Annotated in this window: 13 protein-coding genes; 9 read left to right on the top strand and 4 right to left on the bottom strand. The window is 60.6% G+C overall.

The genetic code is table 11. The features are described from left to right. Positions 1 to 196 precede the first annotated feature (196 nt). On the bottom strand, positions 197 to 1,084 hold the full coding sequence (locus tag BM079_RS15320) for a helix-turn-helix domain-containing protein (RefSeq protein WP_090135862.1): 888 nt from the start codon (positions 1,082 to 1,084) through the stop codon (positions 197 to 199). Positions 1,085 to 1,231: 147 nt separating this feature from the next. Here BM079_RS15320 and pobA point away from each other — a divergent pair, with 147 nt between their 5' ends. The 4 genes from pobA (at position 1,232) to BM079_RS15340 (ending at position 5,512) form a co-directional block, all read left to right on the top strand. Next, positions 1,232 to 2,416, top strand: a complete 1,185-nt coding sequence (gene pobA / locus BM079_RS15325; RefSeq protein WP_090135865.1) for a 4-hydroxybenzoate 3-monooxygenase — start codon at positions 1,232 to 1,234, stop codon at positions 2,414 to 2,416. 191 nt (positions 2,417 to 2,607) lie between these two features. Next, complete coding sequence (locus tag BM079_RS15330; RefSeq protein ID WP_090135867.1) at positions 2,608 to 3,639, top strand: TRAP transporter substrate-binding protein; 1,032 nt, start codon at positions 2,608 to 2,610, stop codon at positions 3,637 to 3,639. Between the two features lie 51 nt (positions 3,640 to 3,690). Next, complete coding sequence (locus BM079_RS15335) at positions 3,691 to 4,218, top strand: TRAP transporter small permease (RefSeq protein WP_090135870.1); 528 nt, start codon at positions 3,691 to 3,693, stop codon at positions 4,216 to 4,218. A gap of 1 nt (position 4,219) precedes the next feature. After that, the gene (locus BM079_RS15340) at positions 4,220 to 5,512 is read left to right on the top strand and encodes a TRAP transporter large permease (protein ID WP_090135872.1); all 1,293 of its coding nucleotides are present in this window, start codon (positions 4,220 to 4,222) and stop codon (positions 5,510 to 5,512) included. A 729-nt stretch (positions 5,513 to 6,241) separates the two neighbouring features. Here BM079_RS15340 and BM079_RS15345 read toward each other — a convergent pair. Then, a complete protein-coding gene (locus tag BM079_RS15345) occupies positions 6,242 to 6,565 on the bottom strand; it encodes a hypothetical protein (protein WP_090135874.1) in 324 nt (107 codons plus the stop codon). A gap of 145 nt (positions 6,566 to 6,710) precedes the next feature. Between BM079_RS15345 and BM079_RS15350 the strand changes: the two genes are divergently transcribed. Together BM079_RS15350 and BM079_RS15355 are read left to right on the top strand one after the other, a co-directional pair. After that, on the top strand, positions 6,711 to 7,025 hold the full coding sequence (locus tag BM079_RS15350; protein ID WP_245743193.1) for a type 2 periplasmic-binding domain-containing protein: 315 nt from the start codon (positions 6,711 to 6,713) through the stop codon (positions 7,023 to 7,025). Positions 7,026 to 7,215: 190 nt separating this feature from the next. Beyond that, positions 7,216 to 8,313, top strand: coding sequence for a M42 family metallopeptidase (locus tag BM079_RS15355; RefSeq protein WP_090135878.1), 1,098 nt, complete (start codon positions 7,216 to 7,218; stop codon positions 8,311 to 8,313). Between the two features lie 200 nt (positions 8,314 to 8,513). Here the strand turns inward: BM079_RS15355 and BM079_RS15360 are convergent, their stop codons facing one another. Next, positions 8,514 to 9,164: a glutathione S-transferase family protein gene (locus BM079_RS15360; protein WP_090135880.1), complete on the bottom strand. Its 651-nt coding sequence runs from the start codon at positions 9,162 to 9,164 to the stop codon at positions 8,514 to 8,516. Positions 9,165 to 9,256: 92 nt separating this feature from the next. Between BM079_RS15360 and gloA the strand changes: the two genes are divergently transcribed. Further along, positions 9,257 to 9,793: a lactoylglutathione lyase gene (gene gloA, locus BM079_RS15365; protein ID WP_090136000.1), complete on the top strand. Its 537-nt coding sequence runs from the start codon at positions 9,257 to 9,259 to the stop codon at positions 9,791 to 9,793. Positions 9,794 to 9,838: 45 nt separating this feature from the next. On the opposite strand, the gene BM079_RS15370 is transcribed toward gloA, so the two are convergent. Further along, entirely contained in the window at positions 9,839 to 11,251 is a 1,413-nt protein-coding gene (locus BM079_RS15370) for a mechanosensitive ion channel family protein (RefSeq protein WP_090135882.1), read from the bottom strand. A gap of 146 nt (positions 11,252 to 11,397) precedes the next feature. Between BM079_RS15370 and BM079_RS15375 the strand changes: the two genes are divergently transcribed. Then, the gene (locus BM079_RS15375; RefSeq protein ID WP_090135884.1) at positions 11,398 to 12,255 is read left to right on the top strand and encodes an IclR family transcriptional regulator; all 858 of its coding nucleotides are present in this window, start codon (positions 11,398 to 11,400) and stop codon (positions 12,253 to 12,255) included. After that, complete coding sequence (locus BM079_RS15380; protein WP_090135886.1) at positions 12,252 to 13,220, top strand: 2-dehydro-3-deoxygalactonokinase; 969 nt, start codon at positions 12,252 to 12,254, stop codon at positions 13,218 to 13,220. Before BM079_RS15375 ends, BM079_RS15380 begins: the two co-directional genes overlap by 4 nt. Positions 13,221 to 13,231 lie beyond the last annotated feature (11 nt).

The following is a 13,231-nucleotide window of genomic DNA, read 5'->3' on the forward strand; positions in this document are numbered from 1 at the left end:
CGGTGGGGCAGCAGCGCGGCGCCGGGCAGTTCCAGCCGCAGCAGGCGCTGTGACTGCGAAAGTGTTATGTCGAACTGTTCCAGCACACTGTTCAGTAGCGAATCTGACATCCTGCTGCACCCTGCCGCTTCATCACGAATGCGCTAATTTAACACATGTCGTATAAAAGACGGCATCCGGAATGGTATGTCGAACATCAGGCCAAACGCTGTCGAAAGGCGCGCGGCGTCTCGCCGGTGTGACGCTTGAAAAAGCGCGTGAAATAGCCGGGCTCGGAAAACCCCAGCTGCTCGCTGATGGTGGCCACGCTGTGGCGGGTATAGGTCAGCTGACGACGGGCTTCGAGCAGCAACCGTTCATGCAGCAGCTGCAGGGCACTACGTCCGGCCAGCAGGCGGCAGATGTCATTGAGGTGGGTACTGCTGATGCCGATGTCGGCGGCCAGCTGTGGCACGGTGGGCTGGTCGCGAAAACAGATTTCAATCAGAGCCTGGTAGCGCTGCAGGTGCTGTTCGCCTCGCAGCGATATCGAGCGACGGGGGGGCGGTTGCCATCGGGCGCGTCGCCACAGCTGAAGCACGATTGCCTCGATAAACGCGTTGAGCATCGCCTCGCGCCCTTCTTGCTGGCCCATCGGCGTGTGTCGATATTCGATATGCAATTGCTCGATCAGCGCGGTCAGAGGGGCCTGTTCGGCACGGTCTGTTAGTGGGTAATGCTCGGCGCGTTGCAGCACCTGCGCCTGGGGCAGGTGTTGCTGAAGATATTCCACCAGCGGGCGGGCGAGAGTGACGATATGACCCTCGGTGTCCGGTGAAAAGTGAAAGTCATGGGATATCGAATCCGGCACGCAGATCAGGGTCGGTGGTGTCAGCCGATAGGCAAGATCCCCCAGACGGGCACTGCCGCTCCCTGCCGTCAGCAACAGCAGATGCATCAGGTCGGTATGACGATGGGGCTTGATTCGCCAGCCATTGGGCCGGCTGCGTTCGGCAATGGTTTCGCAGTGCAGGAGATCCGGCGTGGGCCAGTCGTGGGTCTCTCCGTACAAACGAAAGACGGGCACTGTCTGCGCTATCGTCATCGCCAATCTTCCGGGCAGGAGTGTCCTGCCAGACTAAAGTCACCGCCCAATCCATGGATATTGTCATTTCGTCGTCCATTTGTGCCTTATACGGCGTCGGCTGCGAGGCAGAGAATGTAGGCATCATTTTTGAAACGGAAGTTCGTGATGCGTACAAAAGTGGCCATTATCGGGGCGGGCCCTGCCGGTCTGCTGCTGGGACAGTTACTGCACCGCCAGGGCATCGACAATGTCATCGTCGAGCGACGATCGGGGGACTACGTTCTGGGACGCATCCGGGCCGGCGTGCTGGAGCAGGGGATGGTGGATCTGCTGCGCGAGGCCGGCGTGGATCAGCGTATGCAGCAGGAGGGCATCGTCCATGACGGTTTCGAGCTGGCCCTTGATCAGCGCCGTGTGCGTGTCGATCTCGCCGGGCTGACCGGTGGCAGGACGGTGATGATCTATGGTCAGACCGAAGTGACCCGCGATCTGATGGCCGCGAGGGAAGCCGCCGGCGCGACCACCCTTTATGAGGCCGATAACGTCGCGCTGCATGATCTCGACACCGAACGGCCCCGGGTCACCTTCGAGAAGGACGGGGAGCGCTGTCAGCTTGAGTGCGACTATGTGGCCGGCTGTGATGGCTACCACGGTATGTCGCGCCGCTCGATCCCCGAGGACCGGCTCAAAACGTTCGAGCGGGTCTATCCGTTTGGCTGGCTGGGCATGCTCTCCGAGACGCCGCCGGTCCATGAAGAGCTGATCTATGCCAGCCATGCGCGTGGCTTCGCCCTGTGCAGCATGCGCTCCAGAACGCGCAGTCGCTACTATTTGCAGGTCCCGGCGACAGAGACCGTCGAGGCCTGGTCCGATGATCGCTTCTGGACGGAGCTCGCGGCGAGACTGCCGGAAGATATTGCTCAGGCACTGGTCACCGGCCCTTCGATTGAAAAGAGCATCGCGCCGCTGCGCAGCTTTGTGGTCGAGCCCATGCAGTATGGCCGTCTTTTTCTGGCCGGCGATGCCGCGCACATTGTCCCACCCACTGGTGCCAAGGGGTTGAACCTGGCTGCCAGCGATGTCCACACGCTTTATCGCTTGCTGACCGGGGTCTATCAGGAAGGGCGCACCGATCTCATCGAGCGCTACTCCGAAACCTGCCTGCGGCGTGTCTGGAAGGCCGAGCGCTTTTCCTGGTGGATGACCGCCAACCTGCACCGCTTTTCCGATGATGATGACTTTGACAGGCGCCTTCAGCAGGCGGAGCTCGATTACTGCACCGGGTCCCGGGCCGGACTTGCCACCATTGCCGAGAACTATGTGGGACTGCCCTACGAGTCACTGGAGTAATCCGTGCCGACAGGCGCCATCCCGGCGTTGCCCGATGCCCCGACGCCGTGAATCGCTCCACTAAAGTCGGTTTTATCGGCGGGTGCGGTTGGTTTATGTTGTTTCAAAAGACGAACTTTTGTACTTATCGCGAACAAAAAAGCAGTGGCCGATCATCGGCACACTGCGCGCGCCTGCGAGGTCACAACATCATGAACATTCGCTCCAGAATCTGTGTGCTGACCGCTGCGGCGGCTCTTTTGACCGCCGGTGCCAGTCAGGCTGCCACGACGCTGCGGATGTCGCATTTCTGGCCCGGCCCTTCCGCGATCAACCAGCAGATCTTCGAGGCGTGGGCACAACGTGTCGAAGAGGCGTCCAACGGCGAACTGCGGGTACAGAACTTCCCTTCCCAGACGCTGAGCAAGGCCGATGACACCTATGACGCCACCGTCAAGGGCATTACCGACATCGGCGTCACCGCTCAGGGCTACACGGCCGGGCGTTTCCCGCTGTCGCAGATCGTGGAGCTGCCGGGCGTGGCCGAATCGGCGCCGGAAGGCGCCTGCATCATGCAGACGCTTTATGACGACGGTCACTTTGGAGATGAGTACAGGGACACACACGTTCTGTTCATGTTCACGACCGGGCCGGGCTATATCCATACCCGTGAAACGGACGTGCAGACGCCGGCCGATCTTCAGGGACTGCGTATTCGGCGTCCGACGGCGGTAGCCGGCGGTCTGCTGGAAGGCATGGGCGCACGTCCGATCGGCATGCCGGCACCGGACATCTATACCGCCATGCAGCGTGGTGTGCTGGACGGCCTGAGCTTTCCCTGGGAGGGCATGAAGGTTTTTCGCCTCAATGAGCTGGCCCATTACCACACACAGGTGCCGTTCTACACGCTGGTGTTTGTGGCCACCATGAACAAGAACACCTGGGAGCGCCTGTCGCCCGAGCAGCAGGCTGCCATCGATGCCAATAGCGGTATGGCCTGGGCCAGAAATGCCGGTGAGGTCTTTGCCGGTCTGGATACTGCCGGCCGACAGGAGGCCGAAGCAGCTGGGGATACCATTCGGGTGATCGATCATCCGCTGGACAATCCCGACTGGCAGTCGCCACTGAAACAGGGCATCGAAAATTATCTGAGCGGTCTCGAGTCGCGAGGGCTTGATCAGGCCCGTGAGGTTTATCAGGCCGCGCTGGCGGCCAAACAGGACTGCGCAGCAGAAACGTCCTGAACGATCGCGTTCACGTCAGAAATCTTTCATGTCTGACCCGGGGAGATCGTCATGCAGGAGGGGCTGATTCGTGTCGGTCGCTGGCTGGAATTGTTGAGCAGGCTCGTCGCGGGTGTGGCGCTGGCGGGAATGCTGGTGGTGACCGTGGCCGATGTCACGCTGCGCTATCTGTATCGTCTCAGCGAAGGGGCGATCACGCTGCGAGTGACCGGCAGTGTCGAACTGGTCAGCTATCTGTTGCTGTTCGCCCTGCTGGCTGCCATGGCCGCCAATGTCGAGAAGGGCCAGGTGGTGGTCGAGGCGTTCAGCCATCGCCTCAACGATACCCTCAAGACCCGGCTCAACGGCTTTTATCTGCTGGGGTTTGCGGTGCTGGGAGGAATGGTGGCCCTGGGGCTCTGGGCATCGGCAACCAGTGCCGCCGGACACGGCGAGGTTACCCAGGATCTACGGCTTCCCATGGCCCCCATTTATGGCGTGGCCGCCATCCTGAGCCTGCTGCTGGGAATGCGCAGCCTGATCTTTGCGGTGCTGGGGCTGTGGTTCAATTACCGCGTGGCATCGGTCGAGGAGCTCTGACATGGCCAGTGAAATGATTGGTGCGCTGGGCCTTGGCCTGTTGCTGGTGCTGATGGTGCTTCGGGTACCGGTGGCGCTGACCATGCTGATGGTCGGTGTGGGGGGCTTTGCCCAGGTCATCAACTGGAGTGCGGCACTGTCGATGGCGCGCTCCGTACCCGTGGAAGTGCTGACCAACTATAGCTTCAGCGCCGTGCCCATGTTCATCCTGATGGGGGTGCTGGCCGCGCACTCGGGCATGGCCGGCAAGCTGTTTGAGTCAACGCGTACCGTTTGCGGTGGCTGGAAGGGCGGGCTGGCAATCGCGGCGATCGGTTCCTGCGGTATCTTCTCGGCGATCTCGGGGTCGTCGCTGGCCACGGCCAGTACCATGACCCGCGTGGCCCTGCCGGAAATGGAGCGCTACGGCTACCACCGCGGCCTGGCCACCGGGGCGCTGGCGGCGGGCGGTACACTGGGCATCATGATTCCGCCCAGTATTGCGCTACTGATCTATGCCATCCTCACCGAGCAATCGGTGGGCGACATGTTCATGGCCGGGCTGATTCCGGGACTGATGGGGCTGGTGTTCTACTGCCTGACCATTACCGTGGTGATGCGGTGTCGGCCGACGCTGGCCGTGGCGGGCGAGCCGACCGGCTGGGGTCAGAAGCTGGCCTCGCTGACCGGGCTGGTGCCGTTTTTTGCCGTCTTTCTGCTGATCATTCTGGGCATCTACTTCGGGATCTTCACGCCCACCGAAGGGGCCAGCGTCGGTGCCTTCGCGACCCTGCTCTACGCCCTGTTCAAGGGCATGCGCGGCGCCGGCATATGGCGCGCGCTACAGGAGACGCTGGCGCTCTCCACGGTCGTGTTCTTCATGCTGGTCGGGGCCGAGACGCTGGGCTACTTCATTACGGTGTCGCGTCTCTCGTTTTCCATTTCGGACTATCTCTATAGCCTCGAACTGGCACCGATAGTCGTACTGCTCTGCATCCTGGCGATGTATTTCATTCTCGGCATGTTCATGGATTCGATTGCCATGCTGGTGATCACCGTGCCGGTGGTCTATCCGATCATTCAGGCCGTGGGCATCGATCCGATCTGGTTCGGCATTGTCACGGTGCTGACCGTCGAGCTGGGGCTGATTACGCCGCCCGTGGGCATGAATGTCTTTGTCATCAAGGCAATGGCGCCCCACGTGGGACTGGGCGAAATCTTCCGGGGCGTCGCGCCGTTTATTGCCTCCGATCTTGTGCGTCTGACGCTCCTGATCCTGTTTCCGGCGCTCAGCCTCTATCTGGTGACGGGATGATCGTTCCAGGCGCCGACGGCCTGGCCGTCGGCGCGCCCGTTTTAGGGTTCAGGTGCCAATGATCGCCCGGATGATGCTGTGAAAGAACCAGCGCTGGGCCGGGGAAATGCTGGAAAGCATGGGCGCGTGACCGCTGATCATGTTGACACTGGATGTATATCGATACTGGCGGTTCATGAATGGCCTGAGCCTTTACTGGAAGGGCATGAAGGTATTTTGAATCAACGAGCTGACCCTTTATTACCTGCAGTTGCCCTGTATATGTCGTTGCCTTGGTGGCGACGATGAGCTGCGCCACCTATGACCACCTTTTATTTGAGATACGCAAAAGCGTTACGTCATCGGTGACGGCATAAACGGTGTCACTCTTTTTGTCGTATCGGAGTTCATCACCGTCTTCAAGTGTCAGAGTATGGCTGTCAGCGATCGTCGCTTTATAAATATCGGGGGTATAGGTTTTTATCCGGCGCTCGATGGTAAAACATCGTCATTGCGCTGGATAGTGTAATTAAAATGCATGTTTCTACTATTAACGCTTTTCCACTGCCCGGTAGACGATTCGCCGTCATGATGGCCGCACGCAGTTATTCCGAACGCGAGAGCAATCATTATCCGTGGAATTCTGAAAACCGCCATGATTGTTCACTGTTAAATCCTTGTTACCTGAATGCGGCAAAACTTCCCCCAACCCATCTTGACGGGCGCGATGGGTTGGGGGGGTAACGGAAGTTATTCGATGCGGGAGAGAGTTATATTGTCAGCCCGTGAGCTAATAGTATCGTTCTCTTCGTTGTAAAGCAGCACATCACCATCGTCTCGAGTCAGAGTGTTCTTGTCAGTTGCGGTTGCTTTATACATCCGAGGATCAAAATTGTTCATTTGACGCTCTAGATTAAAAGTATCGCGCTCACGCTCGATGGTATAAGTAAATGTATTGTCCCTTTTGTTAACGCCTTGCCATTTACCGATAAACTGCTCGCCGTCGTCTTCGCCGCACGCCGTCAATGCCAGTGCCAGGGTCAACATTGCCAGAACCACTTTCAAGAACTTCATTGCCTGCTCCTTACCTTAAAATTATTACTAATTAAAAGAAATTAACCGACCTTGAGCGGTCGGGAACCGCCCCGACCTCCAAGGCGATTGCCGCTCAGGTTGCCAGGGGGACCGTGGCCTGTACACCGCCATGATGGTACTGGCCATGAATCAGGCGACCTACAACCGGCTGTCACCGGCGCTTCAGAAAGTCATCGATGACAATTCGGGGTTACAGGAGGCGCAACGTATCGGTCGGGTGATGGATGAGGCCGAGGCGGAGGTGATCGAGACGGTTGCTTCGCGCGATGACGCTGAAATGATCTATATCGCCCAAAAGGACCAAAAGCCATGGCAGGCCGCGGCCGACAAGACCGTCCAGCAATGGATCGGCGACATGAAGACTCGCGGCATGGACGGACAGCAGCTTTATGATGACGCCATGGGCCTGGTGGGGAAATATACCCGTCAGACTCAATGAGGCCCGCCGCGACATTTTACGCCTTCCTGTCGTCAGAATGCCGACACCGCAGAAGCGGTGCCGGCATCACGCGTTCTAATAGCCAGACCGGGTGCCCGAGTGTTCGATACTGGACGCACGGGCATATTCACGCCATGGTCAGGGCGTACGGATCGATCGATCCCTGAACACCGCATGAACAGGATGCCCCATGAGTGACAACACCGCGCTTTTGAACGACCAGTCGCTGGATTTTCTCGAACGCTATCTCAATAACGCCTCGCCCACCGGCTACGAGTGGGAAGGCCAGAAGCTGTGGATGGACTATCTGCGCCCATGGGTCGATGAGTTCTTCACCGACACCTACGGCACCGCGGTTGGCGTGATCAACCCCGAGGCCGATTACAAGGTGGTCATCGAGGGGCACGCCGACGAGATCAGCTGGTATGTGAACTACATCTCCGATGACGGGCTGCTCTACGTGATCCGCAACGGCGGCAGCGACCATCAGATCGCGCCCTCCAAGCGGGTCAATATCCACACGAAAAACGGCATCGTTGAAGGCGTTTTCGGCTGGCCGGCCATTCATACCCGCCGCAGTCCCGGCAGCGAAGAGCAGGCGCCCAAGCCCGACAACATCTTTATCGACGTGGGCTGCGACAACAAGGAAGAAGTCGAGAAGCTCGGCGTGCACGTCGGCTGCGTGATCACCTATCCGGACACCTTCAGCGTGCTCAACGGCAACAAATTTGTCTGCCGCGCGCTGGATAACCGCATGGGCGGATTCATGATTGCCGAAGTGGCACGCCTGCTCAAGGAGAGCGGCAAAACGCTGGATTTCGGCCTCTACATCGTCAATTCGGTGCAGGAAGAAGTCGGCCTGCGCGGCGCGCAGATGATCGCTGAGCGCATCCGTCCGGACGTCGCCATCGTCACTGACGTGACCCACGACACCCACACGCCGATGATCGATCCCAAGAAGGAAGGCAGCAATAAAATGGGTGCCGGCCCCGTGATCGCCTGGGCCCCGGCAGTGCAGAACCGTCTGCGCGAGCGGATTCTGGAAGTAGCCGAAAAGGGCAACATTCCCTTCCAGCGTGTTGCCAAGTCGCGCGCTACCGGCACCGACACCGATTCGTTCGCCTACAGCAACACCGGTGTGGCCTCGGCGCTGATCTCGCTGCCGCTGCGCTACATGCACACCACGGTCGAGATGGTGCAGCGCGAGGACGTCGAAAACGTCATCCGCCTGATCCACGATACGCTGCTGAACATCAAGAAGGGCGAAACGTTCAGCTACTTTGACTAAACGCTGCTGAAACCTCCGGCGCCCCGGGCGCCGGAGGACGCCATGTTTGAAAGGACTTTACCCCACAGCCGGCGTTCGCGTCAGGACCAGCCGAACGCCCAGCGCCACGAACATGATACTGAAGCGCAAGTGCAGTCAGAGCGAGATGCTGGCGCTGGTATCTGGCATGGCTCCGGCATGAATCATGAAAAGGTCAATGTCTAATAGGCCAGCCGGCCCTTTAATTCGCCAAATGGCCGCATGACCTGCTGTTGATAGGCGGGTCTTGCCTGCAATTGCTGGTACCAGCGGCGGACACTGGGAAGATCGGGCCGTTCAATACCGTCCATCTCGAAATAGCGATACAGCGTTGTCCCGGCAGGAATATCGGCCAGTCCCAGCGTGTTGCCGCTAAACCAGGGTTGTTGGCTCAATTGATCATCAAGGCGCTGATAAAGCTGCTCGCAGCGTTTCAAGGCTTTCGAAATGGCAGATTGATCACGTTGCATCTCGGGTGTGCGGTAATAGCCCCAGAAGATGCCGCTAAAAAAGGCCGGTTCAAGCTCTGACAGGGACCAGTCGATCCAGCGATCGATCAACGACTGTGCCGCCGGCGTGTCACGCTGGAAATGATCGTTGCCATACTGCGCCGCCAGGTAGCGAAGAATGGCGTGGGTTTCCCAGATGCTGGTTGTCCCATCCACGATGACCGGAATGCGTCCACCCGGATTCATGGCCAGAAATTCAGGAGTGTCCAGGTCGCCATGCTCACCGCCGGCGGGGATGTGCTGATAATCAAGCGATAGTTCGTCCGCCAGCCACAGCACCTTTTGTACGTTGTAAGAGGTCGATCTTCCATAAATCTGCAGCATTGCCGGTTCCCTTCGCTTGAATATCTTCACGTTCGTGACAGGTGATCCATGCATGGCCGACACTGGCAGGCACTATATCAATGGAGACCAGCATGACGACCTTTACCGAGAAGGCTCCGGGCGTGGCCGAGGAGATTCCGACCGCGGCGGCAGGCTTTACCCTTAACCACTCGATGGTGCGCATCAAGGACCCGGAGCGGGCCCTGCACTTTTATACCCACGTGTTCGGCATGCGTCTGCTGCGCAAGCTCGACTTCCCCGAGCTGCAGTTTACGCTCTATTTCCTGACCCAGCTTTCTCCGGAAGACAGCGTGCCGGAAGACCCGGATGAGCGTACGGTCTGGACCTTCAGCCAGCGCGGACTGCTGGAGCTGACCCACAACTGGGGCACCGAGGACGATCCGGAATTTGCCTATCATAACGGCAACTCGGACCCGCAGGGTTACGGTCACATCTGCTTCAACGTGCCCAATCTGGAAAGTGCCGAGACGTGGTTCGAGGACATGGGCGTCGAGTTCATCAAGCGCGCCAATGACGGCAAAATGAAAAACGTGGTTTTCGTGAAGGATCCGGACGGTTACTGGATCGAGGTGATCCAGGCTGATCTGATGGCCGGCGCCGGGCAGTAACGCCCGATGCCGTATCGAGTTTGGAACCGCCGGGCGCCGGCCGTGTCAGCCGGGGCTCGGCCCGTTGGGCGTTCTCTGCTCTGCAGGGGCGTCCTCCGGCGTCTGGGTGGGCGTCGTCTCCTCCAGAGGGGCGGTGTGCTCCTCCTGCGACGGCTCGCCGTGCAGGCTGTTGCGGTCGGGCATCAGCACGCGCATGCGGGGAAAGGCGTCCGGATATTCACGGGCGATAAAGCGGATCAGCCCCTCTCGCATCTCGCAGCGCAGATCAAAGGTATCGCCGCCGCCGCGGGCGCTGACCAGCACGCGCAGCTGCATGTTGTATTCGGTCATCTCGAGAAGCTGCACCTTGCAGACCACGCCGCTCCACAGCGGCGAGTTCTGCGCGATGCGGGTGGCCTCTTCCTGCAGCGCATCCAGCGGCAATGAGAAATCGGCATATAAAAAGACGCTGCCGATCAGGTCGTTGGTGCGCCGCGTCCAGTTCTCGAACGGGTTGTCGAGAAACCAGTTGATCGGCAGCACCAGCCGGCGCCAGTCCCACAGCCGCACCACCACGTAGGTCAGCGTCAGCTCCTCGATCCAGCCCCACTCGCCCTGAACCACCACGGCGTCATCAAGCTGGATCGGCTGGGTCATGGCGATCTGCACCCCGGCCAGCAGGTTGCCGAACACCTTCTGGGCGGCAAAGCCCAGCACCACGCCCATGATGCCGGCCGAGGCCAGAATGCTGGTGCCGAGCTGGCGCACCCGGTCAAAGAGCATCAGCATCGAGGCCAGCGCCACCAGCACAATGATGAAATTGATGATCTTGCGCAGCACCGCGATCTGGGTGTGCACCTTGCGGGCGGCCAGGTTATCGGCCACATCCACGCGATAGTGCTCGCGAAGCGCCCGTTCGACAATATTGACCCCGTGCACCAGCACGCCGGCGATGCTGCCAATCAGCAGCATGCTGGTGACGTTGTGAATGGCGAGATCAAAGCGCTCGGAGGTGACAAACAGCGGAAACAGCGAAAAGAGCAGAAAGATCGGAAAAAGTGCCGCCGCGGCGCGGGCCAGAAAGGGCGCCAGAAACCGTTCGAAGTAGCCCCGGCGGGTATCCGACCAGCGGTCCATGACCGCGATCACGCGCCGCGAGACCCGCACGAACAGCCAGAAGCCGAGAAACACGCCCACCACATTGGCCAGCGTCATGATCGTGGCCTGCCAGCCCAGCACGCCGGGCACCAGATAGTAGAGCGCCACCATCGCGCCGTACCACCACACCAGACCCACCAGCGGCGGATGCACGGCAAGTGCTGCGACATTGAGTAGATGCCAGCGCCCGTGCTCCAGTCGGCGCAGCCGCAGGTGCAGGTATTTCAGAAGACCGTGCAGGATCACGGCGGCCGTGATGGCGGCCACGGCAAGGGTCCAGCGGGGAAGGTGGGCCAACCAGGGCATCAGTGTTTCCGGCATGCGCCTCTCCTGTTGTCATCCAGCGTGGGGACTACTCTGAGTCTGGTACAGGATAGCGACTTTCGTATAACCAAAGCGTTTTCCCATAATATGGGATAAATGCCTGCATGTTGGGATATGGCCGATTCAGGCGTACACTCAGTGTCATGACCAATTCACTTTCCTCCCGACCGGCCGGCGCGCAGGCCCTGATGCGCGGGCTGGCGGTCATCGATGCTGTGGCCGACGGCCATCATGACCTTGCCGCCATCGGCGAGCGCATCCAGTGCACGCGCAGCACCACACATCGGCTGGTGTCAGCGCTGGTGCACGCCGGTTATCTGCGCCAGAGCCGCCACGGCTACCGGCTCGGCCTGAAGCTGGCAACGCTGGGGGCCCTCGCTCGTGAACAGATGCCGCTGGCAGCGCTGGCGCGTCCGGTCATCGAGGCGCTGGCCCGCGACTGCGGTGACAGCGTGCATCTCGGGATTCGCGACGGCGATCACGTGGTTTATCTCGACAAGATCGACGGTTCGCGTGGACTCGAGATGCGCTCGCGCCCCGGGCTGCGTCTGCCGCTGGCACTGACCGGCGTCGGACGGGCACTGATGCTTGATCTCGAGGAGCCGCAGTGGCAGCGGCTCTACATCCGGGCCGTGGATCATCAGGCGCGTCAGGTCGAGGCGCCGGTAGCCGGACTTGCGGCACTGGTACCGCCGGACTGGCCTGAATATCGAGCGCGGCTGCTCGATTATCAAGAGACGGGCGTCGTACTGGATCTCGAGGACAACGAGCGCGGCATTCGCTGCGTGGCCGCGCCGGTGCGCGACGAACGGAGCGTGATCGTGGCGGCGATCAGCGTTGCCAGCGCCACGCCCTGGATGTCGGATGCGCGCCTGACCGAGCTGGCGCCCAGGGTGCGCGACGCTGCCGTGCAGTTATCCCGCCGGATCGCCCGGCCCGACCTTCATCCCGGAACGGTCCTTTCTTCACCTGCGAGCTTCACCTGCGAGAGCCTTTCATGACTGACACCTCTGCGCACCTGATTGCGCTCGACTGGGGCACCTCTTCACTGCGCGCCTGGCTTTTGGATGGCCACGGACAGATTCTGGACAGCCGGCATGAGCCCTGGGGCATCCTGCACACGCCGGAGAGGGATTTTGCCCGGGCCTATCAGACGGTAGTCGGCGAGTGGCGTCACGCCCACCCCGACCTGCCGGCGCTGGCCTGCGGCATGATCGGCAGCCGCGGTGGCTGGCAGGAGGTGCCCTATGTGGCAGCACCCGCCGACGCAGGTGCCATCGCCAGTGGGCTGATCGAGATCGAGACCGGCATCGATCGGCTCGCCCTGGTGCCGGGCGTCATGCAGCACAGCGATGCCGCGACCGGCGCGCTGCCCAACGTCATGCGCGGCGAGGAAACCCAGCTGATCGGCGTCATGGCGCGCCAGCCAGCGCTTTCGCAGAACTCGCTGCTGGTCATGCCGGGCACTCACAGCAAGTGGGCGCGGGTCGAACGTGAACGTCTGGTCGGCTTCACCACCCACATGACCGGCGAGCTCTACGCCGTGCTGCGCGAGCATTCAATTCTGGGCCGACCGGCGCACGAGTGTCAGGAAAATGCCAGCGAGGCGGCAAGCCTTGAAGCCTTCGACGAGGGGCTTGCCAATGCCCGTGCTGCCGGCAGCGCCGGACTTTCCGGGCAGCTTTTCAGCGTGCGCAGTCGCGTGCTGGCCGATGAACTCTCGCCCGCGGCGAGTCTGGCCTATCTCTCCGGGCTTCTGATCGGTGAAGAGGTCCGCAGTGCAACGGCCACGCTGAGCGGCACGTCTCGTCCGTCGCTGGCGCTGATCGGCGATGACGCCCTGTGCCAGCGCTATAGCCGGGCGCTGTCGTATTTTGACTACACCAACGTTCAGACCATTCATGACGCCAGCATCAGCGGGTTGATGACGATTGCCCGCCATGCCGGTGTGATCGACCCGGTTTGACGTCTTTCGCT

The organism is Kushneria avicenniae (assembly GCF_900112585.1).
Classification (GTDB): domain Bacteria; phylum Pseudomonadota; class Gammaproteobacteria; order Pseudomonadales; family Halomonadaceae; genus Kushneria; species Kushneria avicenniae.

Bases quoted from the DNA above. Each gene is read 5' to 3' on its own strand.
- BM079_RS15320 (WP_090135862.1), bottom strand. From the start codon at position 1,084: ATGACGATAGCGCAGACAGTGCCCGTCTTTCGTTTGTACGGAGAGACC.
- pobA (WP_090135865.1), top strand. From the start codon at position 1,232: ATGCGTACAAAAGTGGCCATTATCGGGGCGGGCCCTGCCGGTCTGCTG.
- BM079_RS15330 (WP_090135867.1), top strand. From the start codon at position 2,608: ATGAACATTCGCTCCAGAATCTGTGTGCTGACCGCTGCGGCGGCTCTT.
- BM079_RS15335 (WP_090135870.1), top strand. From the start codon at position 3,691: ATGCAGGAGGGGCTGATTCGTGTCGGTCGCTGGCTGGAATTGTTGAGC.
- BM079_RS15340 (WP_090135872.1), top strand. From the start codon at position 4,220: ATGGCCAGTGAAATGATTGGTGCGCTGGGCCTTGGCCTGTTGCTGGTG.
- BM079_RS15345 (WP_090135874.1), bottom strand. From the start codon at position 6,565: ATGAAGTTCTTGAAAGTGGTTCTGGCAATGTTGACCCTGGCACTGGCA.
- BM079_RS15350 (WP_245743193.1), top strand. From the start codon at position 6,711: ATGAATCAGGCGACCTACAACCGGCTGTCACCGGCGCTTCAGAAAGTC.
- BM079_RS15355 (WP_090135878.1), top strand. From the start codon at position 7,216: ATGAGTGACAACACCGCGCTTTTGAACGACCAGTCGCTGGATTTTCTC.
- BM079_RS15360 (WP_090135880.1), bottom strand. From the start codon at position 9,164: ATGCTGCAGATTTATGGAAGATCGACCTCTTACAACGTACAAAAGGTG.
- gloA (WP_090136000.1), top strand. From the start codon at position 9,257: ATGACGACCTTTACCGAGAAGGCTCCGGGCGTGGCCGAGGAGATTCCG.
- BM079_RS15370 (WP_090135882.1), bottom strand. From the start codon at position 11,251: ATGCCGGAAACACTGATGCCCTGGTTGGCCCACCTTCCCCGCTGGACC.
- BM079_RS15375 (WP_090135884.1), top strand. From the start codon at position 11,398: ATGACCAATTCACTTTCCTCCCGACCGGCCGGCGCGCAGGCCCTGATG.
- BM079_RS15380 (WP_090135886.1), top strand. From the start codon at position 12,252: ATGACTGACACCTCTGCGCACCTGATTGCGCTCGACTGGGGCACCTCT.